We start from the raw sequence: 25,854 nt of genomic DNA, 5'->3' as shown, positions 1-25,854 counted from the left end.
AACCGTTATGCCTGCAGTCTGCACCGCCCCAAGTAACCTGTGAAGCTTGCTTAGGATGAATTTAACGCTCCCCAGTGGAAGCTGGGTGTGATATGAACACGAACAGAATATGCCGCAGGGTCAATAATACTGACGTATCAGTCTCTTGCCGCACTGCACGCATGGGCGTGCGCACTGGAGCACTTTGATGCCGTACCAGAAATCAGACGCTTTGCTTGAGCAGGAGCTGAAGACAGCTCCAGAACGCCGCGACATTGGTATCGACCGCCTTCTAAAGGTCTACGAAGACTCGCTCGCCGCAGCGAGGCCGGAGGGCCCGACGCCCATTCCGCGTCTCAGCGACGAACAGCGGCGCGAGTTGCGCAAGCAGATTGAAACACGCTTCGAGGAATTGCCTTAGGGCACGACCAGAAGCGGGGCTTTCCTGCATCGACCCCGTCCGGTAATCCGCTGCGGGTTGACCCCTACGCTTCGCCCATCGACGATAGCCGCATGAACGAGAAAGGCCCGGCGATCACGCCGGGCCTTTCGTCTTTTCAGGGTATTGCGCGGGCCGCCGGATCAACGGCTTCGCCGAGGCTGTCAGGCCGGGACGATCGCCGTGCCCTCGATCTCCACCATCGCCTCCCGTTCCACCAGCGCGGTGACGCCGACGACGGCCATGGCCGGGAAGTTCTTCCCCATCACCTCGCGATAGGCCGGCCCCAGTTCCTTGAGGCAATTGCGGTAGGCCTCGATATCGGTGACATACCAGGTGAGCCTTGCGATGTGTTCCGGCCCGCCACCGCCGGCACGCACCACCGCGACCACGTTTTCCAGCGTCTGACGGATCTGGCCGACGAAACTGTCGGGAAACGTCCCGTCCGGCCGCCAGCCGATCTGGCCTCCGGTGAGCAGGTAGCGCCCCTCCCCCGCCATGCCGTTGGCATAGCCCCTCGGCTGCGGCCAGCCCTCGGGCTGAAGCGCGGTCAGCGGCGAAGGCACCGCGGCGGCTGTCGGCATGTGTTCTGCTGTCTTGCTCATTCGCTCATCCGGATCGTTGTGCGGCAGGCGGTATCATGATGCCGCGCGCGCGTGAAGGGCATCGGCACCGCCGGTCGCGATCTCGCGCAGGGCGAACCGCTGCAGCTTTCCGGTCTCGGTGCGCGGCAGGATGTCCACGAACTCGATGGCCCGCGGGTACTTGTAGGGGGCAAGCTCGGCCTTGACGTAGTCCTGCAGCGTCTTGACCAGGGCGGCATCGCCGGTCACGCCGGGCTTCAGCACCACATAGGCCTTGACGATGCGCCCCCGGTCCGGGTCCGGCGCGCCGACCACGCCGCATTCGGCAACGGCCGGATGGGCGAGAAGCGTGCCTTCCACCTCCGGTCCGGCGATGTTGTAGCCGGACGACACGATCATGTCGTCTGAGCGCGCCTGGTACCAGAAGTAGCCGTCCGCATCGCGGATATAGGTGTCACCGGTGACGTTCCAGCCGTCGATGACGTATTTCGCCTGGCGATCGTCGGCCAGATACCGGCAGCCGGTGGGGCCGCGCACGGCAAGCCGCCCGGGCGTTCCGTCGGCGACCTCCTGGCCGTCGGGACCGATGACCTTCGCCTCATAGCCAGGCACCGGCTTTCCGGTCGCCCCCGGGCGCACCTCGTCCTCGCGCGCGGCGATGAAGATATGCAGCATCTCCGTCGCGCCGATGCCGTCGAGAATGCGGATGCCCGTTGCCGCCAGCCAGTCGTCCCAGGTCGCCTTGGGCAGCGCCTCGCCGGCCGACACGCATTTGCGCAAGCTTGAAAGGTCGGTCTCGCCCTTCTTCGCCAGGATCGCCCGATAGGCGGTCGGCGCGGTGAAGAGCACCGTCGGCTTCAGCTCGGGGATCGCCTTCAGCAGGTCGTCCGGCCCGGCGCGCTCCAGAAGCACGGCCGTCGCGCCGACGCGGAAGGGAAACAGCACCAGACCGCCAAGACCGAAGGTGAAGGCAAGCGGCGGCGAGCCCATGAAGACGTCGCTCTCCTGCGGGCGCAGAACCTCGCGCGCGTAGCAGTCGCAGATCGCCAGCATATCCCGGTGAAAATGCATGGTCGCCTTGGGCACGCCCGTGGTGCCGGAGGTGAAGCCGAGCAGGCACACGTCGTCCGTGGAGGTGTCGCAGGCGGTGAACTCGGGTGAGGCCGCCTCCATCAAGGCTTCCAGGCTTCCCGCCTCGTCGCCGCCCGAATAGAGAATGGTCGACAGGCGGTCCGTCTTCGCCTTCGTGAGCTCCATCTCCTCCTTGAGGCGGTTGTCGCAGATCGCCAGGGACAGTTCGGACTTGTCGACGATGACGGCCAGTTCCTTGGCCCGCAGCAGCGGCATGGTGGCGACCACGACACCGCCCGCCTTCAGCACGGCGAAATAGGCGGCGACCATGGTCGGCGTGTTGGGAAACCGCAGCAGAACCCTGTTGCCGGGCTTCAGGCCGCAGGTATCAACCAGCACGTTGGCGATGCGGTTGATCTTTTCGGCGAGTTCCGAATAGGTCCACCGGGTCGCGGCCCCCACGACGGCGAGCTTGTCGCCCCGGCCTTCCGACACGTTGCGGTCGACGAGCTCGACGGCGCAGTTCATCCGCTCCGGATAGCCGAGCCTCTCGAGATTGATGAATTCGGGCCATTGGTCCTTCGGCGGCAGATTATCCGCCGCGAAGGTATCGACATGAGCTGAGCGGGCCATTTGGCTCTTCTCCTTCTGGAAGGACTGGAGGATGACGTCGGCCGGTCTTCGCCGGCTTTGACGGATGTCTCACTCGGCGGCCGCGGCCGCCGAACGTCTTGCTGCATGGTCGGCGACCGCCTGGCGGGCGATGACGACCTTCTGGATTTCGGTGGCGCCCTCGTAGATCCGAAGCGCCCGCACGTCGCGATAAAGCTCCTCCACCTTCGTGCCCGTGCGCACGCCGTGACCGCCGTGCAACTGCACGGCCCGGTCCACCACCTTCTGCGCGTTTTCGGTCGCCACCATCTTGGCGAGAGCCGCCTCGCGCGTGACGCGCGCCGCTCCCATGTCCTTGGTCCAGGCCGCCCGGTACACGAGCAGCGCCGCCGCATCCACGTCCGCGACCATCTCGGCGAGCGAGGCCTGCGTCATCTGCAGGTCGGAAAGCGGGGCCCCGAAGAGCTGTCGCGTGGTCGTGTGCTCCAGCGTCTCGTCTAGCGCGCGGCGGGCGAACCCGAGCGCCGCAGCGCCGACGGTCGAGCGGAAGATGTCGAGGGTCGCCATGGCGACCTTGAACCCGTCGCCGCCCTTGCCGAGCCGGGCGGCCACGGGCACGCGCACGCCATCGAGGGCAAGGGTTGCCAGCGGGTGCGGCGCGGTCGTCTCGATGCGCTCCTTCACGGAAAAACCGGCCGCGTCCGCATCGACCACGAAGGCGGAGAGCCCCCGCGCGCCGGGCGCCTCGCCGGTCCGCGCGAAGACCACATAGTGGTCCGCGATACCGCCGTTGGAGATCCAGGTCTTCTCGCCGGTTATGCGAACATGATCGGGCCCGTCAGGCTCCGCGACAGTCGCAAGCGCCGCCACGTCGGATCCCGCCTCCGGTTCGGAGAGCGCGAAGGCGGCGATCTTCTCGCCACGCCCGACCGGCGGCAGGTAGCGCGCCTTGATCTCCCCGGACCCGGCAAGCGAGATGGATCCCGTGCCCAGCCCCTGCATGGCGAAGGCGAAGTCGGCAAGCCCGTGGTGGCGCGCCAGCGTCTCGCGCGCGATGCACAGGGAGCGCACGTCGAGGCGCTCGTGCAGACCGCCGAAGGCCGCCGGCACCGCGGCTTTCAAAAGCCCGGCCTCGCCAAGGGCCGCAACGAGCGCACGGCAGGAGCCGTCGACATCGTGATGGTCCGCCAGTCCCGCGACCCGCTCGCGCGCAAAGGCCTCCACCTCCCCGGCGAAGCGCCGGTGGTGATCCTCGAAGAAGGGCCAGTCCAGAAAGCTCTTGTCCGTCATGACGTGCCTCAGTTGCCCTGAAAGACCGGCTTCTGCTTGGCCGCGAAGGCCTCGAAGGCGCGGCGGTAGTCCTCGGTCTTCATGCACACGGCCTGTGCCATGGCTTCCGCCTCGATGGCCTGGTCCACCGACATGTCCCACTCCATGTGGAGCATCCGCTTGGTGACGGAGTTGGCGAAGGTCGGTCCCGCCGACAGCGAACCGGCCAGCTTGCACGCCTCCGCCAGCACATCCTCGGACGCCACGAGCCGGTTGAAGAAGCCCCAGCGCTCGGCCTCCTCGCCGCCCATCACACGGCCCGTGTAGAGAAGCTCCGACGCCCGCCCCTGGCCGATGATCCTCGGCAGGATGGCGCAGGCGCCCATGTCGCAACCGGCAAGCCCCACCTTGTTGAACAGGAAGGCGACCTTGGCCGCGGCCGTGCCGACGCGAATGTCGGAGGCCATGGCGATGATCGCGCCCGCTCCCACGCACACGCCGTCAATGGCCGCGACGACAGGCTGCGGGCAGGCGCGCATGGCCTTGACCAGATCGCCCGTCATGCGGGTGAACTGCATGATGCCGGGCATGTCGCGCGACAGAAGCGGCTCGATGATCTCGAACACGTCGCCGCCGGAGCAGAAGTTGCCGCCGGCACCGGTCACCACGACGGTCTTCACCTCTTCCTCGAACTGCAGCGCGTGGAAGAAGTCGCGCAGCTCCGCGTAGGAATGGAAGGTGAGCGGGTTCTTGCGCTCGGGCCGGTTCAGCGTCACGACCGCCGTCTTGCCCTCGACCTCGAGCTTGAAATGAACCGGGGAATACTCCTTCACCGGCAGCGTGATGTGGTAGTTTTCCTGCGGTGCGCCCGCTGCCCCCGCCGATGCGTCAGCCATTCGTCCTGTCCCTTCCCCCTTTGCCCTCACTGCCCGCGTCCGGCTTCATCGCCGCCGCCATGGCCGAGGCCTTTGTCTTTGCCAGGAGGCGCATGAGCGCCTCGATGTCGTCCGGCTCCAGCCCGGCGAAGATGTCGCCGATCCAGTCGCCATGCGCGTTCGCCATCTCCTCGAAGGAGCGTCGTCCCTTCGCGGTCATCAGCACCACGGCCGACCGCCGGTCCCCGGGCACGGGGCGGCGTTCCACCTGCCCGTCCTGAACCAGCCGTTCGACCAGGCCGGTCACATTGCCGGCCGAGACCATCATGCGCCGCGACAACTCACCGAGCGTCAGCCCCTCCGGGGTCTTCTCGAGCTGGGCCAGAAGATCGAAACGCGGCAGCGTCACGTCGTAGGCGGCGCGAAGCTGCGAACGGATCTCGCCCTCGATCAGGTTGGTGCAGGTGAGAAGACGCAGCCACAGCCGGAGCTCCGAGCGGTGATCGCCCGACCCCGAAAGCCGCGTCTCGGCATCGAGCACATGCTCCCCCGCCACGACCGTCTCCTCCGTCAGTCCTGCCCTGTTCTCGTCCATGGCATCCTCACATCACTTCGCCGCCGGCCACCGCGACCGCCTGGCCGGTGACGGAACGCGCGCCCGTGCCGCAAAGCCAGGACACCGTGTCGGCCACCTCGTCCGGTTCGATCAGTCTCTTTTGCGGATTGTCGCGCACCATGTCCGCGATGATGTCCGCCTCCTCGCGCCCCGTCTTTTCACGGATCCGCGCCACGCTGTCGCGAATGAGGTCCGTGTCGGCGAAGCCCGGGCAGACGGCGTTGACCGTCACGCCCTGCTCGGCCGTCTCCAGCGCCAAGGAGCGCGTCAGGCCGACGACCGCGTGTTTCGCCGCCACATAGGCGGAGACATAGCGATAGCCCTTGAGGCCAGCCGTCGAGGCCACGTTGACGATGCGCCCCGAGCCGGCCGCGATCATGCCCGGCAGCACCGCGTGGCACGCGGTGACGATGCTCTCCAGATTGACCGAGAGCATTCGGGAAAACTGCTCCGGCGGCGTCTTGAGAAAGGGCGCGCTCTCCGCCTGACCGGCGTTGTTGACGAGGATCGAAACGCCTCCATGCAGGCTTTCGGCGCCCGCGATGGCCTCTGTGAATTCCGCCCGGTCGGTCACGTCGCAGGCGGCAAAGCCCGCCGCGCCGATTTCCCGCGCCATCTGCTCGGCACGCACCGCGTTGCGGCCGAGGATGGTCACCGACGCGCCGTCCGAAATCAGCCGGCGCGCGATCGCCAGGCCGATGCCGCGCGTGCCGCCGGTCACCAGCGCATGACGTCCGGAAAGAGGACCGCTTCTCGCGTGACGTTCCATCTCCTCGCTCACCGTTCCACACTCCTCCCTGGCGGCACGCCGTGCCGCCGCCCGGCGCGACATCTGGCTTTTGCCGGATGCGAAACGCCATTGCGCCGCGAATTATTTTAAGCTTAAAATATCTCTGACGGGGACGCAAGCATGTCCGTCCGCGCCACGGCCCCGAGGGGCGGCCCGGTCGCGGAGGAGGCCTGCAAGGGGAACCGGCGCGCGGTCCGCGCCAACGCGGCACGGGCCCGGCAAGGCGCCAGAGAGGGAGCTTGCGCGCGGAAACGGAAACACCGGACGCGCCACGGCCATGGAAGGACACACAACAATGCGCATCGAGATCATCGGCGGCGGCCCCGCCGGCCTTTATTTCGCGATCCTGATGAAGAAGGCACGCCCGGCGGCCAGGATCACCGTCTACGAGCGCAACCGCTGCGACGACACCTTCGGCTTCGGCGTGGTCTTCTCGGACCAGACGCTGGAGACCTTCGAGACCTACGATCGCGAGAGCTACAAGGCGATCACCGAGAACTTCGCCTATTGGGACGACATCTCGATCAACTACAAGGGCTCGTCCTTCCGCGTCGGCGGCAACGGGTTCTGCGGCTGCTCGCGCCGCACCCTGCTGCTCCTGCTGCAGGAACGCGCCGCCGCCCTCGGGGTGGAGATGAAATTCGAGACGGAGATCCCGAGCCTCGAGGCGCTCGAGGGGGCCGACCTTATCGTGGCCGCCGACGGCATCAACTCCGCCATCCGCGAGGCCAACCGCGACCACTTCCAGCCCTCGGTGGACCTGCGCCCCAACAAGTTCACTTGGATGGGCTCGACGAAGCCGCTCGACGCCTTCACCTTCCATTTCAAGGAAACCAGCCACGGCATCTTCATTGCCCACGCCTACCAGTACGAGCCGGGTCTCTCGACCTGGGTCCTGGAGACCGATCCCGAGACCTTCGAGAAGGCCGGGCTGGGCGCCATGAGCGAGCAGGAATCCGCCGACTTCCTGGAAGGAGTCTTCGCCGAGGAACTCGACGGCCACAAGCTGCTCATCAACCGCTCCATGTGGCGCAACTTCCCCATGATCCGCAACGCGCGCACGACGATGGACAATGTCGTGCTGCTGGGCGACGCCAAGTCGACGGCGCATTTTTCCATCGGCTCGGGCACCAAGCTCGCCATGGAGGATGCCATCGCGCTCTACGAGAGCGTCATGCGCACGCAGGGCGTCGGCGAGGCGTTGGCCGACTTCGAGGAGACCCGCCGCGAGGAGGTGGAGAAGACCCAGCACGCCGCCGACGTGTCGCTGGTGTGGTTCGAGCACGTGAAACGCTACTGGCACATGGATCCGGTGACCTTCGCCTTCGGCGTCATGACGCGCTCCAAGGCGATCACCTACGACAACCTGGAGCTCCGCGCGCCGGAGTTCGTGACCGAGGCCACCCGCACCTTCGCCGAGCAGGTCGCGGCCTCCGGTCTCGAGGTGGACACGAAGGATCCGGTCGCCCCCGCCTTCCAGCCGCTGAAGCTGCGCGACATGCGTCTCGAGAACCGCTTCGTCGTCTCGCCCATGTGCATGTATTCCGCCGTCGAGGGCGTGCCGCAGGACTTCCACCTGGTGCACTACGGATCGCGCGCCATGGGCGGCGCGGGCCTCATTTTCACCGAGATGACCTGCGTTTCGCCGACCGCGCGGATCACCCCGGGCTGCGCGGGCATCTGGAACGACGAGCAGCAGGCCGCCTGGACGCGGATCGTGGACTTCGTGCACACGCAGTCCGCCTCGAGGATCTGCCTGCAGATCGGTCACGCGGGCCGCAAGGGCGCCTCGAAGCTGATGTGGGAGGGCATGGACCGCCCGCTGCCGGAAGACGAGGCCTGGCCGATCCTGTCCGCCTCCGCCCTGCCCTACTATCCCGACAGCCAGACGCCCAGGGCCATGGACCGGGCCGACATGGACGCGGTCAAGGCGGACTTCGTCGCCGCCGCGAAACGCGCGATCGCCTGCGGCTTCGACATGATCGAACTGCATTGCGCCCACGGCTACCTGCTCGCGAGCTTCCTCTCGCCGGTCACCAACACCCGTGACGACGAATACGGCGGCTCCCTGGAAAACCGCCTGCGCTTCCCGCTCGAGGTCTTCACCGCCATGCGCGAGGTGTGGCCGGCGGAGAAGCCGATGTCGGTGCGCGTCTCCGCGACCGACTGGATCGAGGGCGGCCTGACGGGCGAGGACAGCGTCGAGATCGCCCGCGCCTTCGCGCAGGCCGGGGCCGACCTGATCGACGTCTCCACCGGCCAGACGAGCCCGGCCTCGAAACCGGTCTTCGGCCGCATGTTCCAGACGTCCTTCTCGGACCAGATCCGCAACGAGGCCGATCTCGCCACGATGGCCGTCGGCGCGATCACCACCGCCGATCAGGCCAACACCATCCTGACGGCGGGCCGTGCCGACCTTGTCGCGCTCGGGCGTCCGCATCTGGCCGATCCGGCCTTCACGCTGCGGGCCGCCGGCGACTACGGCTTCGGCGACATCTTCGCGCCGAAACAGTACCAGCCGGGCAAGTTCCAGCTCCTGCGCAACGCCGAACGCGCCCGCGAGGAGCTGAAGGAACTCAAGCTGAAGGCCAAGCCGAAGACGCACAATCCGGCGTTCCGCGAGGCGGCCGAATAGAAACCGGTCTCCGGCGCGGGCGGCTCGCGAAACGGGTCGTCCGCGCCGGAGCGCGCATCTAGGTCTTCCGGGTCCACGAACCACGGGAGACTTCTCAGTGACCGACATCCGTTTCGTCGCCCTCGACAGCGACCTTGCCGCCCGCTACCGCGCCGGCGCCCCCGATGCCAACGGCCAGGTGCCCGAACGGCGCATCTGCGGGGAGCCCGGCTTTCCCTGCCGTCATTGCCTGCGCCACATTCCGCAGGGCGCGCCCTACCTGATCCTGGCCTTGCGGCCTTTCACAACGCTGCAGCCCTACGCGGAGCTCGGTCCGGTCTTCCTGTGTGCCGACCCTTGCGAGCGTCACCCGGACACGCCGGAGCTGCCGGAGATGTTCGCGCGCGGAGACCGCTACATGCTGCGCGGCTATTCCGCCGACGAGCGGATCATCTACGGTACGGGGGATGTGGTGGAAGTGCCTGAAATCACGGCCCGCGCGCGCGACCTGCTTGCTCGCGGGGACGTCGCCTTCGTGCACATGCGCTCGGCCCGCAACAACTGCTATCAGGCGCGCATAGACCGCGCCTGAGCGCCTCTTCGGGCCGGCGAGGCACAGGCAATCCGGCTCGCAGGTCAGACGTTGGACAGCACCCAGGCGGACATTTCCTCCAGAACGCTGTCGGTGGCCCGGTTGATCGCCGTCACCGCGTCCCCGACCGAGGTGCCGGACGCCGGGACTTCTGCCGAAAACACCCGGCTCGCCTTGGTACGCCCGTTGCGGTCGTTGACCAGGCGGGCCATCACCTCGACCACGGCGCGGTTGCGCCCGTCCACGTGGAACTCGAAGGCGCGCAGGTCCGTCTGGAGCTGGTAGTCGATCAGAAGTCCCTCGCCGGGCAGGCCCACGCCGCGCAGCCCGCGCGTGTTTTCCAGCGTGCGCACGATCTTGGCCTGAACCACCTTGGGCAGCGTGTCCGTCCATGCGGCCTTGGGGAAGTAGGTGTAGACCGGCCCCTTGTCGACAACGGCGATTGAGGAGGTGTCCAGCGCCTGCAGCGCGCGCGGCGCGGGCACGAGAACCTGCACGCTGCGGCCCCGCCGCGCCGTGTCGGAGGCGATCCGGTCGGGAGACGTCAGCCCGTAATAGGCGTCGGGCGCCGAGGAGGAGGCGCATCCGGCAAGCACCAGCGCGACCGCCATGCAGCCCGCGCGCCAGAGCGTGCGCACCCTGCCGCCTCCGCCGCCTGGAAAGATCGTGCCGCCCGTCATGCCCCACATGTCCCTTGTCTGCGTGTGCGTGTCATCGCCGCTGCGCCCCGTTGAAGGTCGGCTTGTCCGACCCGCCGAAGATCACCCGTTGCGGGTCGCGGTTGATGCTGGAAACAGTCCTCTGGATCTCGATCAGCGTCCTGTTGAGCTGGCTCATCGCGTCGGAGAAATCCGCCGATCCGCGCGAGGTGAACCGCTGCAGCCCGGCGGTGATCGGCCCGACCCTTTCGGCCAGGATGTCCGCCACCCGGCGGATCGAGGCCGCCGCCTCCGTCGCTTCCTTCACGAAGCCCTCGCCGTCGCCGTCGACCATGGCGTCCACCTTGTCGACAACCGACTGGATGCGGGTCCCCGTCGCGTTGAGCTTGGTCGAGAGCTCGCGCGCGTCGGACACGATCTGGTCGATCTCCGGACCTCGTCCCTTGAGCGACTGGGAGAACTCGTTGACGTTGGCCACCGCCTCGCCGGCCTGGTCGATGGCGCGCGTAACCGTCTGCGTGCGTCCGGCGAGCCCGCTGCTCACCTCTTCCACCGAGGCGACGATGGTCCTGACCTGCTCCGGATCGATGGCCGCCACGACGGCGTTGAGTTCGGCGGAGAGTTGCTGCACCTCACTGATGATCTTGCCGATCTCCTCGCGGCGGTCCGCCACCGTCTGGGTGATCGTCTCCACGTTGGCCATCGTGGTCGAACTGGAGGTCACAAGACGGTTGATGTCCGGCGAGCGGTCCTTGAGCATCCTGGCGAAGCTCGCCGCGCCATCCACGACGTCGTTGATCGACTGCGGATCGACTGCGGAAATCACCTTGTCCACCTTGGCAAGGCTTTCACCAAGACCGCTGGCGAAGGCCTGCAGGTCCTCCGCCGCCTTCTCCGCGTCGTCGATCAGCCCGGTCAGCCCGTCGGCGGCGCTCGCGACCTTCGACGTCACCGTGGAGGCGTCGTCGACGATCTGGCGCACCTTGTCCGCGGGAACCGCGTCCACGATGCGCGTGGCGCTTTCCACCAGCCCTTCGAGCTTGCCGGAAAGCTTGGTCAGCGCATCGCCGGTCGCCGCCACGCTCGACATGAAGGTGTCGACGCCGTCCGCGTTCTTGGCCAGCGCGTCCGAGAAGACGCGGGCATTGTGGACGATCTGGTTGATCTCCTCGCGGTTGTCGCTGACCACCTGCTCGACGGAGGCAAGCGTCTTGTCGGCGCGCGTCAGGATGTCCCGCGCGCCCTCGACGATATCCTCGAAGGCCGACTTCTCGGCATAGATGACCGGAGGTTCGTCGTCGTCCGGATCCAGCAGCAGCGGCGCGTTGGAGCTGCCGCCCTTCAGGTCCACATAGGCGATGCCGGAGAGCGTCTGGAAGCCGAGGGTCGCCTTGACGTCCTCGCGAAGCGGCGTCGTCGGATTGACCCGGATGGTGGCGATCACGACGGACGGATCCGTCGGATCGAAGCCGAGCTCACCGACGTCACCGACCTTGATGCCGTTGAAATTCACGGCTCCACCGACCGAAAGCCCGGTGACGGCGGAGGTGAACACGACCTTGACCGGAAGCGCACGCGGCCCGTCGGCCCGGCTGCCCAGCCAGTAGATGAAGACGAAACCGACGATCAGCGTAATGAAGACAAACGCGCCGATGACGACGTAATTCGCGCGGGTTTCCATCGTGAACTCGAATTCCCCGGTCTAGACCCGACGCAACGCCCGTTCGCCGTTGAAATAGGATTGGACCCACGCATTGTCGAAATGCATGAGTTCCTCGACTGTTCCGGCCCTCAGCACCTTCTTCTCCCCTAATACCGCGACACGGTCGCAAATGGAATGCAGGCTGTCGAGATCATGGGTGACCATGTAGACGGTCAGCCCCAGCGTGTCGCGGAGCTTGCGCACCAGATCGTCGAAGGCCGCGGCACCGATCGGGTCGAGACCGGATGTGGGCTCGTCCAGGAAGACGAGATCCGGATCGAGCGCCAACGCCCGGGCAAGGCTCGCGCGCTTGATCATGCCACCCGAAAGCTCGGACGGGAACTTGTCGGCTGCGCTCACCGGAAGGCCGACCATCTCGATCTTGAGCAGGGCCAGTTCGTCCATCAGGCGCTGCGACATGTTCATGTGCTCGCGCATGGGCACCTGGACATTCTGGCGCACCGTGAGCGAGGAAAACAGGGCGCCCTGCTGGAACAGCACGCCCCAGCGCCGTTCGATGGACTGGCGCTCCTCGGAATCGATCGCGTCCAGATCCTTGCCGAACACCTCGATCCGCCCCGCGCGCCGCGGGGTCAGCCCCAGGATCGTGCGCATCAGCACCGACTTGCCGGTTCCCGAGCCGCCCACGAAGCCCAGGATCTCGCGGGCGTACACGTCGAGATCGAGGTCCTTGAGCACGATGGTCTGGCCGAAACCGACCGTGACGTCGCGCGCGGAGAGGATCACCTCCTGGTCCTGCCGGGAGGCATCCGCTGCATCGCCCGGGCCCGCGCTCTCGCGGGGCGCGCCGGTCGGCGTCGGGGAAACGGCGGTCGGCTGCATGTCAGATCCCGATCGAGGAGAAGAAGATGGCGAACAGTCCGTCGACCACGATCACCATGAAGATGGCCTTCACCACCGACAGCGTGGTGTGCGTGCCGAGCGATTCCGACGACCCCGACACTTTCATGCCTTCCACGCAGGCGACAAGCCCCACGATCAACGCCATGAACGGCGCCTTGACGATGCCCACCATCAGCGTTTCCGGGGTCACGGCGGCCTTCATGAGCTGGATGAAGACGCGTGGGGCGATGTCGAGGTAGATCCAGCTTATCAGTCCGGCGCCGAAGAGCGCGGCGAGGTTGGACAGGAACGTCAGGATCGGCATGGCGATGATGAGCGCCAGCAGGCGCGGCAGCACCAGCACTTCCGTCACGCGCAGGCCGATAACATGCAGCGCGTCGATCTCCTCGCGCATCTTCATGGAGCCGATCTCGGCGGTGAACGCCGAGCCGGACCGGCCCGCGACCATGATCGCCGTCAGGATCACGCCGATCTCGCGCAGCACCAGCACGCCGGACAGGTCGACCACATAGACCTCCGCGCCGAACTGGCGCAGATAGAAGCCGCCCTGCTGGGCGATGATCGCGCCGATCAGGAAGCTCATCAGCATGACGATCGGCACGGCGCCGATGCACACCCGGTCGAACTGGGTCGCGACCGAGGGCAGTCGCAGACAGCGCGGGCGGCTGATGACGTTGGTCAGCACCGAAACCAGCGAGCCGACGATGTGCAGGACCGACCTGACGTCGCCGCCGACCTCGACCACCTGCCGTCCGGTGCGCTCGAACATCCCGAACAGGGACCACGGGTGGTGCTCGGGCTTCCAGGGCGGCGGGTGCAGCCGCTCCACCTCTTCCAGCAGCGTGGCATAGGTGGGCCGCAGGCCGTCGAAATCGACACGCACGCCATGAAACTCGAGGTCGCCACGGTACCGGTGCAGCAGCCACGCGCCGGCGGTGTCGAGCCCCGTAAGCTGGCTGAGGTCCACATGCAGCCGCCCACCCGGAAGCCGCTCCATGCCGGCCAGCAGGCTTTCCATGGTCTCGCTGTTGTGGATCGTCCAGCGGCCGGCGACGCTCAGCCGGGCTCTGTCCCCGTCCTGCTCCAGGCTTGCCCGGGCGACATCCTGGGCCGCGTGGATCGTCATGTCGCGTCATCCCTGCTGCGCGGTCCGCCCGCCTGCCTCTGGCGGCCTGTCTCTGGCGGCCTGTCTCTGCCGCCTGTCTCTGCCGCCTGTCTCCGGCCAGCGCGCGAGGCGTTTCGCCCTGCCCCAGGCGTCCGGTTTTCAGGCTCTTGCCGAGTGTCCTTCCGGACACGTATACCTTGTCGGAGTTGCCAGCGTCCAGCCGACCGGCCCCTCCCGGCACGGTCCCGGACCGGCATCGCGCAGAATTTCGAAACCCTCGCCGGGTCATACGCGAAAAACACGCGAAGGGCGCGGCGGCATCCCCGCCACATACCCCCGGCGACACACCCAGACCGGCGCTCCGCCCCATCTCCCGGCGGATCTGATTCGCGCCCTTTCACGAGGAGTTTCCGATGGAAATCGCCCACCCCTACCTGATCTTTCTCGGTGACGTGCCCGACGCGCTTGCGGCCAAGACCGGCCTCGGCATCGTCGACTGGCGCCGCGACTGGTGCCTGGGCCAGCTTCGCCTGGACGGGTGCAAGGCGGATGCGAAGCTTCCCGAGATGACGCCGGCCGAGGCCGCCGCGGCGGGCGTGAAGACCATGGTCGTTGGCTGCGTGAACGCCGGCGGCGTCCTGCCCGACCACTGGGTCGCCTCCATCGTCGCGGCGCTCGACGCGGGCCTGGACGTGGCCAGCGGCCTGCACATGCGTCTCGGCGACGTGCCGGAGATCGCCGCCGCCGCCGAGCGCAACGGCCGCCACCTGCGCGACGTGCGCCACTCCGACATCCGCTTCGACACCGGCAAGGGCCACAAGCGCACCGGCAAGCGCCTGCTGGCGGTCGGCACCGACTGCTCCGTTGGCAAGAAGTACACCGCGCTTGCGCTCGAGAAGGTCATGCGCGATCGCGGCTTCGATGCCGACTTCCGCGCGACCGGCCAGACCGGCGTCTTCATTTCCGGTCGTGGCGTCGCCCTCGACGCGGTGATCGCCGACTTCATCTCCGGCGCCGCCGAGTGGATCTCGCCCTCCGCGGAGCCGGACCACTGGGACGTCATCGAGGGGCAGGGTTCACTGTTCCACCCCTCCTTCGCGGGCGTCACCCTCGGCCTGCTGCACGGCTCCCAGCCCGACGCCTTCGTCGTCTGCCACGAGCCCACCCGCCAGAACATGCGCGGCGTGAAGACGCCGCTTCCCACCATCCAGCAGGTCATCGACCTGACCGTCGTCTGCGGTCGCCTGACCAATCCGGAGATCCGCTGCGTCGGCATCTGCGTCAACACCGCCGCACTGGACGAGGCGGACGCGCGGGTGCTTCTCGCCGACATTGCCGCCGAGCACGGCCTGCCGGCGACCGACCCGGTGCGGTTCGGGTGCGAGGGCATCGTCGATCGCCTCGAGGAGGAGTTCGGTCGCCCATGACGGTAACGCTCGAGGTCGCAACCGACAGCTGGCCGATCGAGGGCGGCTTCACCATCGCCAGAGGCAGCCGCACCCACGCCAATGTGGTCGTGGCGACCCTCGCCGAGGGGCCGCACAGGGGGCGCGGTGAATGCGTCCCCTACGCCCGCTATGGCGAGACCGTCGAGGGTGTCATGGCCGACATCGAACGGCTGAAGGCGGACATCGAACGCGGCCTCGACCGCGCCGGCCTGCAGGCCGCGATGCCCGCCGGCGCCGCGCGCAACGCGCTCGACTGCGCCTTCTGGGACCTGGAGGCCAAGCGCGGCAACACCACGGCGGCGGCACTCGCGGGCCTCGGCCCGCTCGCCGCGTCCGTCACCGCCTTCACCATCAGCCTCGGCACGCCGGAGAAGATGGCCGCCGACACGGCGAAGGCCGCCAGCCGCCCCCTGCTCAAGGTGAAGCTCGGCGGCGAGGGCGATCCCGAGCGCATCGCGGCGGTTCGTGCCGCCGCGCCCGCCTCCCGCCTCATCGTCGATGCCAACGAGGCATGGAGCCAGGAGAGCTTCGCGCGCAACATGGCCGCCTGCGTCGCGGCCGGCGTGGAGCTCATCGAGCAGCCGCTGCCCTCCGACGCGGACGCCTGTCTTGCCGGGCTGGAACGGCCGGTCCCGGTGTGTGCCGACGAAAGCCTGCACACCTCCGCCGACCTGGAGCGGCTCGCGCCGCTCTACGACGCGGTCAACATCAAGCTCGACAAGACCGGCGGACTGACGGAGGCGCTGAAGCTCCTGGCCGAGGCAAGGGCGCGCGATTTCCGCGTCATGGTCGGCTGCATGCTGGGCACCTCGCTGGCGATGGCGCCGGCGGTTCTCGTCGCGCAGGGCGCGGACTACGTCGACCTCGACGCCCCGCTCCTGCTGGCGAAGGACCGTGAGCCGGGCCTGGTCTTCGAGGGCTCAACGCTGATGCCGCCCGCCCCGGAGCTCTGGGGCTGAACACCCGGCTCCTGCTCAGGCATTGTCACGCCGCCGGCGCGCGCCGTCTTTCTCCGGGAAACAGCGCGCCGGCGGCGAGAAGCAGCGTGCCCAGCCCGGCCATTGCCGCCATCGCCTGGAAGGCGAGCGACGGCCCGCTCTGGTAGAGAAGCCCCGCCAGCGCCGAGGCGAGCGCGGTGAAGAAGCCGAACACCATGGACAGGAGCCCCTGCGAGAACCCCGCCCAGCGCCGGGGCGCGCGGGCCGCCACATAGGCGACGGCGCCCAGATGCGTCGCGCCGAAGCTCAGCCCGTGCAGAAGCTGGAGGGAGCCGGTCGCAAGCGGACCGGACACCTGCGCGAAGAGCACCCAGCGCAGGATCGCGGCCCCCGCGCCGACCCCGAGAATGCCGAGCGACCCGATGCGCGCGCCGACGCTGCCCGCGAAGGCGAACAGCACAATCTCCGTCGTCACGCCGAGCCCCCACAGGATGCCGATGGCCAGCCCGCCGAAACCTTCCGCCTCCCAGAACAGCGCGCTGAACCCGTAATACGCCCCATGGCTTCCCTGCAGGATGCCGGCCCCCACGACCACCAGAAGGAACCCCATGCCGGGTTTCGCGCGCGCCTCCACGCGCTGTTCATCGTCCGGTCCGCGCTCCGCCTCCCGCGCGCTCGGCACGGTGAGCGTCAGCCCGACGAGCGCGGAAACGACCAGCCCGGCGGCGATGCCGCCGATCACCGCCGGAGCAGCATGGGCGCTGGCGGCCGCCGTTCCCCCGACGAGATTGGCGGCGATGAAGCTGATCGACCCCCACAGGCGCATCCTCCCGTACTGGCCCTTTCCTTCCCGGTCGAGGCGGGCGGCGACCGCGTCCTCGATGGGGATCAGCGGCGACCAGACAAGCGCCACCGCGACCAGCAGAACCGCATAGGCCCAGAACCCCGACGCGAGGAAGAAGGCGAGAAACAGTGCCGCCGACAGGGCCGAAAGCACGCTCACCGCGACGCGCGGCGTGGCGAAGCGGTCGGCAAGCGCGCCCACGAGGGGATTCGCGGCGAGCCTTACCAGCATCGGCAGCGACAGCAGCGTGCCGATTTCGCCTGGCGAGAGACCTGAGTCGCGCAGCACCACGGGAAAGAAGGGCAGAAACAGCCCGAAGCCAAAGAAGTAGGCCGCAAAAAGACTTGCGACCAGATGACCTTGCGTCATTATCCGGTGTCCGGTTGGGCGGCGTTTCGCCTTCTATACCGATTTTAAGGATTTGGCGATTAAACCTCGAGGCTGCGGACACCGTGTCGCCGATCCCGGCGGCAGATGAGCGAAACGACCTTTTGCGGATCTCGAGCATGGCTGAAAGTGGAGCGCCCGGCGCGATCAGGGAGAACGAGTACGAGGCCCTCCTCGGTGCCCTGACGGAGACCGATCGCGGTCGCTGGTTCCTGGACGAGTACATCCGCCGGAACCAGAAGCCTGAAACACAGGTCGTCCTCGACGCCATCGCACGGCTCGAGAAGACCATGACGCGCGAGCGCACGGTGCCCAGCATCGACCGCATCCGGCTCGACATCGCGGACATGCAGGAGGCCATCGAGCGCACGAAGCGCGAGATCGCCAACATCAAGCACGAGTCCGACGACGGCAACCGCTTCATCGAGGCCTCCAACGAACTCGACGCCATCGTCACCAAGACCGAGGCCGCGACCCAGGAGATCCTCGCGGCCGCCGAGGCCATCCAGGAGCACGCCTGGACGATGCGCGAGGCAGGCGCCGACGAGACGGCCTGCGACGAGATCGACGCCCGCGCCACCGAAATCTTCATGGCCTGTTCCTTCCAGGACCTTACCGGCCAGCGCACCCAGAAGATCGTCAATGTGCTCCAGTACCTGGAATCGCGCATCAACATGATGATCTCGATCTGGGGCATCCAGGACGCAAGCGCCGACGAGGGCGCCTACATCGAGGACAGCCGCCCCGACGCCCACCTTCTCAACGGCCCACAGCTCGACGGTCGCGGCGTCAGCCAGTGTGCCGTGGACGAGATGTTCGGATCGTCCGCAAGCGCCGGGGACGAGGCGGAAACCGCCTCCGAGGAGGACATCGACGCGCTTTTCGCCGCCGCTCCGGCGCAGGAGACACCGGCCCCGCAGGACGCCGCGCCCTCGCTTGCCGAAACGCAGACCCAGGCCGAGGCCGAAGCCGCCGCCGCGCTCAGCGAAATGACGGACCAGGAAGCCGCCGAGGCCGCCGCGCTCGACGCCGGCGAGATCGACATCGACGCGCTCTTCGCCGCCGAATCCGGCACGCCGGAGGACGCATCCGGGGACGGAGCCGAAGCCGGCGATCCCTTCGATGATCTGGTGATGGTCGAGGCCGAGGACGCGGCCGGCGTCGAGACCGACGAGGACGTCGCCACCACGGAAGACGGCGAGATCGACTTCGACTCGATCGACTTCGATGCCATCGACACCGACGACGCGCCGGAGAAGGATGAGCCGTCCGCCACGACGGACCTTGCCAGCCACCGCGACCGCGCGCTGGATCTGGACGAGGATGACGCGGGCGAGGATCCGCTGGAGCAGCTTTCCCCGGGAGAGCGCCAGTCGCTCTTCAGTTGAGGTTCGGGCCGCGCCGGTTACGTCGCGGCCCTTTTTGCAGGGAGGGATCTTTCAGAGGCCGCCACGGGGCGGCAATTGGAACCGTGAGACGCTGAACAGTTTGCGCCTGCTTGCAAAGCGTGTTCGCCTGCGGTGTTTTATCTACGTGATTTTAACAGTGCATGGCCAAGACTGGGGTCTTCGCGTCGGCGTTGCCGGGCGCGGCTTGGCGGCACCCGGGAGATTGGGTCGAGGGGATGATCAGGGAGAGATTGGAGGAGCTTGCGAGGATCCGGGAGCCATCGGCCCGTTCGGAACTCGTACGCCTTCTCAGTGCGCAATATTCGGACAAGCTGGAACGCGAGCCCACCGGAGCCGAGCGAATGCTGTTCTCGGGCCTGGTTCTCGACGTTTTCGACCAGCTCGATCATTCCGCCCGCCTCGACATCGTCGTGCGTCTCGCCCGCACCGACCGCATCACCACGGACCTCGCCGACCGTCTGGCGGAGGAAGCCTTCGACCTCAGCGAGCCCGTGCTCCAGCACTCTCCGGTGATCTCGGAGGAAAAGCTCGTCGACGTCGCGCGTCACCGCTCCGACAGGCACCGCCTTGCCATCGCGCGTCGAACGGGCGTCTCTTCCCGCGTGGTCGACACGCTCGTCGCGCGCGGCGCGTTTCCCGTGGTCAATGCATTGCTGCACAATGACGATGCCACCTTCGGCACCCGTGCCCTGCTCGCGCTGCTCATCCTGTCGAGCGGCGATCCGCGCCTTCTCGGCGCGCTCGCCTGGCGCTGCCACGCCGACAACGTGTTCCGCGAGGAGCTGCGCCTCGTGAGCGACACCGACTGCCCGCTCATGCCGCCGGAGCTGGACAAGGCGCTCGCCAACGAGGACGCGCTCGCCCGCCTCGCCCAGCGCGCCATCGCCGACACGCCGGACGCGGGGCTCGACATCAACGGCGAAACCCTGTCCAAACACGAGGTCCACATCCAGATCGCCGCCGGCGAGCTGAGCTTCGAGACGATCCTGCTGACGCTCATCGCCCGCGAGGACATGGACGCCATCATCTGGCTCGTCTCGCGTCACCTGTCTCTTCGCGACAGCGCGGTGCGCGACACCTTCGCCTCGCAGGCCGACGGCGCGGTCGCCTTGCTGATGAAGGAGACCGGCATCGGCTACAAGACCTACGGAAGCTTCCTGCGCTTCAGGTGCGGCTGGCTCGGCATCGGCACGTCGAGCGTCGCCCGCGACGTCTACGTCTACCGCACCATGCGCCATCCCGGCAGCCAGCGCGCCTTCAACTGACGCCTGCCGTCAAAGCGCCAGCGCGCGCTCCAGCATCTCCGGATCGAGGTTGCCGCCGGAGAGTGTCAGGGCGATGGTGCGCCCCTTCACCGGCAGCTTGCCCGAAAGAACGGCGGCCAGGCAGACCGCGCCGCCCGGTTCCACCACCAGCTTGAGCTCGCGGAAGGCGAAGGCGACCGCACGAAGCGCTTCCTCGTCGCTCACCTTCAGGCCCGAGGTCGCGCGCCTGCGCACGATCTCGAAGCCCAGTTCGCCCGGCATCGGCGTCAGCAGCGCGTCACAGACCGAGCCGCCCGAACGGGCGTTGCCGACCCGCGTGCCGGCCTGCAGCGAGCGGTCGTAATCGTCGAAATCCTCCGGCTCCACCGGCACGAAGGCGCACTCCGGCGCGAGCCGTTCCAGCGCCAGCGCAACACCTCCGGACATGCCGCCACCGCCGGTGCAGACCAGCATCGCCTCGGGCGCGAGACCCATGGCTTCGGCCTGTTCGACCGTCTCGGCGGCAAGCGTCCCCTGCCCCGCGATCACACCCGGGTCATTGTAGGGGTGCACCATGGTCGCGCCGCGTTCGGCCGCGATGGCCTCGGCGATCGCCTCACGGTCCTCCGTCTCGCGCTTGTAGGTTACCACCTCCGCGCCGGAACGCTTCGTCCGCGCGATCTTGGCCGTCGGCGCGTCCTCGGGCATGACGATCACCGCCGGCATTCCCAGAATGCGCGCCGCCTCGGCGACACCCTGCGCGTGATTGCCGGACGAGCAGGCAACGACACCGGCGGAGCGCGCCTCCTCGGGGATCATCGAAAGGCGGTTGAAGGCGCCACGGAACTTGAAGGATCCCGTGCGCTGGAGGTTTTCCGCCTTGAGCAGGATGCGCCCGCCGACGAGTTCGTCCAGATAGGCCGACGACAGCAGCGGCGTGAGATGCGCCTGGCCGGCGATCCGCGCGCGCGCGTCGACAATGTGCTGAAACTCGGGAACCTTGAAGCTGATCGTCATGGGACTCTCCAAACCGGCGGGATCCTCAATCGGTACACGATCCTCCGCGTCCGGTGAAGCCTCACGCCGGCCGAACAGCAGGCACGCCCAAAAGCGTCAGGCCGCGACGCGGCTGTCCGCCGTATGCGCCCTCATGCAATTCTCCATGAACTGGCGGGTGCTGCGCTGCCAGGTGAACTCCAGCGCCAGGTCCCGCGCCCGGGCCGGCGAAACCGACAGCGCGCCGAGCGCGGCAAGCCTGAGATCGGCGTCGAGTACGCCCGCACCCGTGCCGCCGAGAATGTCGAGCGGCCCCATGACGGGAAAGGCGGCGACCGGAACGCCGCAGGCCAGCGCCTCGAGCACCACGTTGCCGAAGGTGTCGGTCAGGCTCGGGAACACGACCACATCGGCGCTGGCGTAGTGGCGGGCAAGATCCTCCCCCGACTTCGCGCCGGTGAAGAGCACCTCGCGATAGCGCGCCCTGAGGTCCGCAAGCTGGGGGCCATCGCCCACGACCACCTTGGAGCCCGGCAGGTCCAGGTCGAGAAAGGCGGCGATGTTCTTTTCGACCGCCACCCGGCCCACATACATGAACACCGGGCCCGTCACCTCCGCCGGCAGAACACTGCCCTCATAGGGACGAAACAGCTCGTGATCGACGCCGCGCGACCAGCGCATCAGGTTGCGGAAGCCGCGCGCCGAAAGGTCGTCTTCCAGCGTGCGCGTCGCCACCATGCAGCCGTTGCCGGAATTGTGGAAGCGCCGCAGCCAGCCGTAGGACCACGCGACGGGCACCGGAATGCGGGCCGAGAGATACTCGGGGAACCGGGTGTGATAGCTCGTGGTGAAGGCAAGCGCCTCGCCCCGCGCGATCCGTCCGGCCAGAAGGCCCAGCGGACCCTCGGTGGCGATATGCAGATGCTCGCAGTCGAGTTCGGCCATGCGCCGGCGCACCGCGCCCGGTGTCGTCAGCGACAGGCGGATCTCCGGATAGGTGGGGCATGGCAGCGTCGGGTAGTCGGCGGGCGAGAGCACCTCGACCCGCACGCCGAGGCGTTCGAGCTCGGCCGCCGTGCGCTCGATGGACCGCACCACGCCATTGACCTGGGGGTGCCAGGCGTCGGTGACGATCAGCAGCGACTTCATGCGGCGACCTGCCGGCCGCCCTCGGCCTTGCGCTTTGCCTTGGCTTCCGCCTTGGCGTCGGCGGCCTGACGGCCCGCCTCCACCGTCCAGCGGATGATCTCGAAGCGTCCGTCGTGGTGCTCGGCAACCGCCGTGCAGCTCTCCACCCAGTCACCGGTGTTGATGTAGTGCGTGCCGAACTCATGGTGGTCGGCGGCATGGTGGATATGGCCGCAGATGACCCCGTCCACGCTCTGGCGCGCCGCCTCGTGGGCCAGAGTCTCCTCGAACTTGCCGATGAAGCTGACCGCGTTCTTGACCTTGAGCTTCGCCCAGGCCGACAGCGACCAGTACTGCAGGCCGAGGCGCCGTCGCACCACGTTGAGCACCGTGTTCAGGTTGAGCGCGCTCACGTAGGCCCAGTCACCGAGGAAGGCCAGCCACTTGGCGTGGCGCACCACCACATCGAACTTGTCGCCGTGGATCACGAGATAGCGCTTGCCGTCGGCCGCCTCGTGGATCGTCTCCTCGACGACCTCGATGCCGCCGAAATGCGTGCCCAGGAAGTCGCGCAGGAACTCGTCGTGATTGCCGGGCGTGTAGATGATGCGCGCGCCCTTGCGGCCCTTGCGCATCAGCTTCTGCACCACATCGTTGTGCGCCTGGGGCCAGTACCAGGCGCGTTTCAGCCGCCACCCGTCGACGATGTCCCCGACGAGATAGATCGTCTCGGCGTCGTGGTGACGCATGAAGTCGAGCAGAAGATCTGCCTGACACCCGCGTGTTCCCAGATGGATGTCGGAAAGAAAGATCGCCCGGTAGTGTCGCGGGGCCGGATCGACGGACATGGCGCGCTCCTGACAAGTATTCGCGACCTGTTTCCTCGATTCCGATCTCATTAATGTGACAGCCGGGGCAGAAGAGCCGCATAGTGCCCGCAATCACCTATCAGCCTGCGCCGGCCGCGCCTCCCCCGTGCAGCGAGGGGGCCACGGGATGGACGTCCGCAAGGCTCTTCCGCTATCACCGGGTTCGACCCTTGCTCACCTTGACCGGCACCCGCCGGCAGCGACAGGAGCTGATTTCATGGATCTTGGTATTTCCGGCCGCAAGGCAATCGTGTGTGCCTCAAGCCGAGGGCTCGGCCGTGGCTGCGCCGAGGCGCTGGCCGAGGCCGGCTGCGATCTCGTCATCAACGGGCTGGACGGCGCCCGCCTCGACGCGACGGCGAGCGACCTTCGCGCGCGCTACGGCGTCGACGTGAAGCGGGTCGTGGCCGACGTCTCCACGCCGGAAGGCCAGAAGGCGCTTTTCGCCGCCTGCCCCTCCCCCGACATCCTGGTCAACAACAACGGCGGGCCGCCGCGCCGCGACTTCCTCGAGCTCGACCGGGAGAAGATGATCGAGGGCGTGATCCAGAACATGATCTCGCCCATCGAGATGATCCAGCAGGTCGCCGAAGGCATGGCCGAGCGCGGCTTCGGGCGCATCGTCAACATCACGTCGATCTCGGTGCGCATGCCGCTCGAGGGTCTCGACCTGTCGAGCGGCGCGCGCGCGGGCCTCACCGCGTTCCTGGCCAGCATCGCGCGGCGCTACGCCTCGCGCAACGTGACCATCAACAACCTGCTGCCGGGCAAGATGGACACCGACCGCCTGCGCGGCGGACTGGAGCGCGCCGCCGGTCAGGCCGGCGTCAGCCTCGCCGAGGCAGCCGCCGCCCAGGAAGCTGAAATCCCCGCAGGTCGCTTCGGCACGGCGGAGGAGTTCGGCAAGGTCTGCGCCTTCGCCTGCTCCACCCACGCGGGCTACCTGACGGGCCAGAACCTGCTGCTCGACGGCGGCCTGTATCCGGCCGCCTTCTGAGACCCGCAAGGACGGGGACGGAGAGGTTCGCCGACCGGCCGGCAGGCAAAACGAAAAAAGCACCGGCGGATGTGTCCGCCGGTGCAACTTGAAAAAAGTTCGACTCAATTCTTCGAACTTTCCTGTTCGAAATTGCGCGTCCTGAAAAGGATGCGGCGCTCAGTAGCCGCGCACCGGATCCTTCTGCGGACGCGGCAGTGCGCCGCCCCAATTGTAGCGCATCGACGCCGTGACGATGTTGACGCTGGAATCGGCGCTGCCGTTGAAGGTACCGATCGCCGGATTGTAGTCCTGATGCGTGCCGCTGATGTTGATCGGCGTGCTCTTGGCCGTGAGAATGTGCGTGTAGCCGAGATCGAACGCCAGATTGTCGCTCCAGTTGTAGGAAGCACCGGCCGACAGCCAGATCCGGTCGTTGTCCGGCAGGCGGGTCGAGCGGATCGCATCGTCCACCGGCGAGATCTCGTAGGCCGCGCCCGCGCGCAACGTCAGGTCCTCGTTGACGTCGTACTCGCCGCCGAGAGCGAAGAACCAGCCGTCGTCGTAGTTGAACTGCAGGTTCGTGACCGTCGCACCATTGGCCTGAGCGTAGACGCGCGGCGCCTTGAGACGGCTCCAGTTGGTCCACTCCACCGTGCCGAACACCCGGAAGCCGTCGCTCACCCGCTGCTTGACCGAGAAGGTCACCATGTCCGGCGTGATCAGGTCGGCGCCGATCGGTGTCGCGCCGGCCGGCGTGATCACGTTGCCGTCCAGCTTCTGCGAAATGCCGGAGCGATAGCCGAGACCGATCTCCGTGCCGTCCATCGGACGGAACGTCAGACCCGCCGTCACGCCGAAGCCGACGTCGTTTCCTTCCAGAACCTGGGACGGAAAGCCCGGAACATTCGGAATAGCGGACGTCAGTCGCACCTTGAGCTGCTGGATCTGAAGGCCAAGGCCGATCGCCAGCATGTCATTGATCTGATACGACAATGTCGGCGTGACATTGAGTGAGCTCACCTTCGAGGTGCGCGAATAGAACTGCCCCGCCCAGTTGAAGTTCGCCTTGGTCGAGAGCCCGAAGGGCGCGTTGACCGACACGCCGAAAACAGCACGCTCGTTCAACCGGTAGGCGATGTAGCTTGCGGGAATGTAGGCATCCGACCCGATGTCTCCGGACGGCGCCGTGCTCGGCGGCACCGGAAGAAGGCCCGGCGTGAAGGTGCCCGTGATCTTCGATTCGGGAACGATGAGCGTGTTGTGCGCCTCACTGGTGAACCCCACTCCCGCACCGGAAAGGGCGGCCGGGTTCCAGTACATGGACGAGATCGACGGACCGGTCGTGCCATAGCCGGCAAACGACATGCCCTGATAGTAGGAGCTCTGTTCGCGCAGTGCGAAGCCACCGGCCAGGGCCCCGCCAGCAGTCGCACACAAGGCGGCCGAAGCCACCGAAAGCATTAACACCCTGCGCTTGCTTGTCATTTCGCTCGTGTCCTCCCAAAACACGCCGCCAGCATGCCCCTGCCAGCGATTACGTTAACGTAATGGTGACCAAGCGACTCGGAGGACACAAGTGGCGAGTTTGCCGATGGAGGCACACTCTCGCAGCGCACAAACATCGGGAGGTGACGTTTTCGTAACGTAACGCACCCGATGGTTGCGCACCCGCATCAAATCAACTCATTGAGAAAATGAACTTTTTGCGACGCATCGAACATGGGAACGCGGAATCGCGCTTTTCCGCGGGTCGGCGAACATCTCGCAACGCAACATGCGTTTCCTGTTACAGCGTTGCGCGAATGCCACATATTCGGTGGCCGAATGGTCCGCTGGCGGCG

General features: G+C 67.3%; 23 protein-coding genes. 8 read left to right on the top strand and 15 right to left on the bottom strand.

Annotated elements, in window-relative coordinates; all coding sequences use genetic code 11:
* The first annotated feature begins 187 nt into the window (after positions 1-187).
* Positions 188-400 carry a hypothetical protein gene (locus ACYX4S_RS03875; protein WP_476361953.1) on the top strand — a complete coding sequence of 71 codons (213 nt, stop codon included), beginning with the start codon at positions 188-190 and terminating at the stop codon, positions 398-400.
* Positions 401-582: 182 nt separating this feature from the next.
* Here ACYX4S_RS03875 and ACYX4S_RS03870 read toward each other — a convergent pair whose 3' ends face one another.
* The 6 genes from ACYX4S_RS03870 to ACYX4S_RS03845 all read right to left on the bottom strand — a co-directional run bounded on the left by ACYX4S_RS03870 (position 583) and on the right by ACYX4S_RS03845 (position 6,214).
* Positions 583-1,023, bottom strand: coding sequence for a RidA family protein (locus ACYX4S_RS03870; protein ID WP_476361952.1), 441 nt, complete (start codon positions 1,021-1,023; stop codon positions 583-585).
* Positions 1,024-1,056: 33 nt separating this feature from the next.
* Positions 1,057-2,706 carry a benzoate-CoA ligase family protein gene (locus tag ACYX4S_RS03865; RefSeq protein WP_476361951.1) on the bottom strand — a complete coding sequence of 550 codons (1,650 nt, stop codon included), beginning with the start codon at positions 2,704-2,706 and terminating at the stop codon, positions 1,057-1,059.
* Between the two features lie 69 nt (positions 2,707-2,775).
* On the bottom strand, positions 2,776-3,975 hold the full coding sequence (locus ACYX4S_RS03860; RefSeq protein ID WP_476361950.1) for an acyl-CoA dehydrogenase family protein: 1,200 nt from the start codon (positions 3,973-3,975) through the stop codon (positions 2,776-2,778).
* A gap of 8 nt (positions 3,976-3,983) precedes the next feature.
* Complete coding sequence (locus ACYX4S_RS03855; protein WP_293723791.1) at positions 3,984-4,850, bottom strand: enoyl-CoA hydratase family protein; 867 nt, start codon at positions 4,848-4,850, stop codon at positions 3,984-3,986.
* Positions 4,843-5,424: a MarR family winged helix-turn-helix transcriptional regulator gene (locus ACYX4S_RS03850; protein WP_476361949.1), complete on the bottom strand. Its 582-nt coding sequence runs from the start codon at positions 5,422-5,424 to the stop codon at positions 4,843-4,845. The genes ACYX4S_RS03855 and ACYX4S_RS03850 overlap by 8 nt, the downstream gene beginning before the upstream one ends.
* A gap of 7 nt (positions 5,425-5,431) precedes the next feature.
* On the bottom strand, positions 5,432-6,214 hold the full coding sequence (locus tag ACYX4S_RS03845; RefSeq protein ID WP_476362813.1) for an SDR family NAD(P)-dependent oxidoreductase: 783 nt from the start codon (positions 6,212-6,214) through the stop codon (positions 5,432-5,434).
* Between the two features lie 316 nt (positions 6,215-6,530).
* Between ACYX4S_RS03845 and ACYX4S_RS03840 the strand changes: the two genes are divergently transcribed.
* Both ACYX4S_RS03840 and ACYX4S_RS03835 read left to right on the top strand, forming a co-directional pair.
* Positions 6,531-8,870 (top strand): bifunctional salicylyl-CoA 5-hydroxylase/oxidoreductase, encoded by a 2,340-nt coding sequence (locus tag ACYX4S_RS03840; RefSeq protein ID WP_476361948.1) that lies wholly within the window; start codon positions 6,531-6,533, stop codon positions 8,868-8,870.
* Positions 8,871-8,967: 97 nt separating this feature from the next.
* Positions 8,968-9,441 carry a DUF1203 domain-containing protein gene (locus ACYX4S_RS03835; RefSeq protein ID WP_476361947.1) on the top strand — a complete coding sequence of 158 codons (474 nt, stop codon included), beginning with the start codon at positions 8,968-8,970 and terminating at the stop codon, positions 9,439-9,441.
* A gap of 44 nt (positions 9,442-9,485) precedes the next feature.
* Here ACYX4S_RS03835 and ACYX4S_RS03830 read toward each other — a convergent pair whose 3' ends face one another.
* The 4 genes from ACYX4S_RS03830 to ACYX4S_RS03815 are packed head-to-tail and all read right to left on the bottom strand — an operon-like array spanning position 9,486 to position 13,792.
* Positions 9,486-10,121 (bottom strand): ABC-type transport auxiliary lipoprotein family protein, encoded by a 636-nt coding sequence (locus tag ACYX4S_RS03830; protein WP_476361946.1) that lies wholly within the window; start codon positions 10,119-10,121, stop codon positions 9,486-9,488.
* A 31-nt stretch (positions 10,122-10,152) separates the two neighbouring features.
* Positions 10,153-11,781, bottom strand: coding sequence for an MlaD family protein (locus ACYX4S_RS03825; RefSeq protein ID WP_476361945.1), 1,629 nt, complete (start codon positions 11,779-11,781; stop codon positions 10,153-10,155).
* A gap of 21 nt (positions 11,782-11,802) precedes the next feature.
* Positions 11,803-12,645 (bottom strand): ABC transporter ATP-binding protein, encoded by an 843-nt coding sequence (locus tag ACYX4S_RS03820; RefSeq protein ID WP_476361944.1) that lies wholly within the window; start codon positions 12,643-12,645, stop codon positions 11,803-11,805.
* A gap of 1 nt (position 12,646) precedes the next feature.
* Positions 12,647-13,792: an ABC transporter permease gene (locus ACYX4S_RS03815; protein ID WP_476361943.1), complete on the bottom strand. Its 1,146-nt coding sequence runs from the start codon at positions 13,790-13,792 to the stop codon at positions 12,647-12,649.
* 392 nt (positions 13,793-14,184) lie between these two features.
* Between ACYX4S_RS03815 and dgcN the strand changes: the two genes are divergently transcribed.
* Complete coding sequence (gene dgcN, locus ACYX4S_RS03810) at positions 14,185-15,198, top strand: N-acetyltransferase DgcN (protein WP_422069430.1); 1,014 nt, start codon at positions 14,185-14,187, stop codon at positions 15,196-15,198.
* Positions 15,195-16,178 (top strand): N-acetyl-D-Glu racemase DgcA, encoded by a 984-nt coding sequence (dgcA, locus tag ACYX4S_RS03805; protein ID WP_476361942.1) that lies wholly within the window; start codon positions 15,195-15,197, stop codon positions 16,176-16,178. Before dgcN ends, dgcA begins: the two co-directional genes overlap by 4 nt.
* 25 nt (positions 16,179-16,203) lie before the next feature.
* Here the strand turns inward: dgcA and ACYX4S_RS03800 are convergent, their stop codons facing one another.
* Positions 16,204-17,370, bottom strand: coding sequence for an MFS transporter (locus tag ACYX4S_RS03800; protein WP_476361941.1), 1,167 nt, complete (start codon positions 17,368-17,370; stop codon positions 16,204-16,206).
* Between the two features lie 137 nt (positions 17,371-17,507).
* On the opposite strand from ACYX4S_RS03800, the gene ACYX4S_RS03795 reads away from it, so the two are divergent.
* Positions 17,508-18,776, top strand: coding sequence for a protein phosphatase CheZ (locus ACYX4S_RS03795; protein ID WP_476361940.1), 1,269 nt, complete (start codon positions 17,508-17,510; stop codon positions 18,774-18,776).
* Positions 18,777-19,012: 236 nt separating this feature from the next.
* Positions 19,013-20,062 carry a DUF2336 domain-containing protein gene (locus ACYX4S_RS03790; protein ID WP_422069434.1) on the top strand — a complete coding sequence of 350 codons (1,050 nt, stop codon included), beginning with the start codon at positions 19,013-19,015 and terminating at the stop codon, positions 20,060-20,062.
* A gap of 9 nt (positions 20,063-20,071) precedes the next feature.
* Here ACYX4S_RS03790 and ACYX4S_RS03785 read toward each other — a convergent pair whose 3' ends face one another.
* The 3 genes from ACYX4S_RS03785 to ACYX4S_RS03775 all read right to left on the bottom strand — a co-directional run bounded on the left by ACYX4S_RS03785 (position 20,072) and on the right by ACYX4S_RS03775 (position 23,013).
* On the bottom strand, positions 20,072-21,058 hold the full coding sequence (locus ACYX4S_RS03785; RefSeq protein ID WP_476361939.1) for a threonine ammonia-lyase: 987 nt from the start codon (positions 21,056-21,058) through the stop codon (positions 20,072-20,074).
* 96 nt (positions 21,059-21,154) lie between these two features.
* Entirely contained in the window at positions 21,155-22,186 is a 1,032-nt protein-coding gene (locus tag ACYX4S_RS03780) for a glycosyltransferase family 4 protein (protein ID WP_476361938.1), read from the bottom strand.
* Complete coding sequence (locus tag ACYX4S_RS03775) at positions 22,183-23,013, bottom strand: UDP-2,3-diacylglucosamine diphosphatase (protein WP_476361937.1); 831 nt, start codon at positions 23,011-23,013, stop codon at positions 22,183-22,185. Before ACYX4S_RS03775 ends, ACYX4S_RS03780 begins: the two co-directional genes overlap by 4 nt.
* A 238-nt stretch (positions 23,014-23,251) precedes the next feature.
* Here ACYX4S_RS03775 and ACYX4S_RS03770 point away from each other — a divergent pair, with 238 nt between their 5' ends.
* On the top strand, positions 23,252-24,031 hold the full coding sequence (locus ACYX4S_RS03770) for an SDR family oxidoreductase (RefSeq protein WP_476361936.1): 780 nt from the start codon (positions 23,252-23,254) through the stop codon (positions 24,029-24,031).
* 159 nt (positions 24,032-24,190) lie between these two features.
* Here ACYX4S_RS03770 and ACYX4S_RS03765 read toward each other — a convergent pair whose 3' ends face one another.
* On the bottom strand, positions 24,191-25,498 hold the full coding sequence (locus tag ACYX4S_RS03765) for an OmpP1/FadL family transporter (RefSeq protein WP_476361935.1): 1,308 nt from the start codon (positions 25,496-25,498) through the stop codon (positions 24,191-24,193).
* Between the last annotated feature and the right edge of the window lie 356 nt (positions 25,499-25,854).

It is taken from the genome of Stappia sp. ABD4_338 (genome assembly GCF_056312175.1).
The sequence above is the reverse complement of the archived record's forward strand: the minus strand, read 5'-3'. Positions and strand labels throughout refer to the sequence as shown.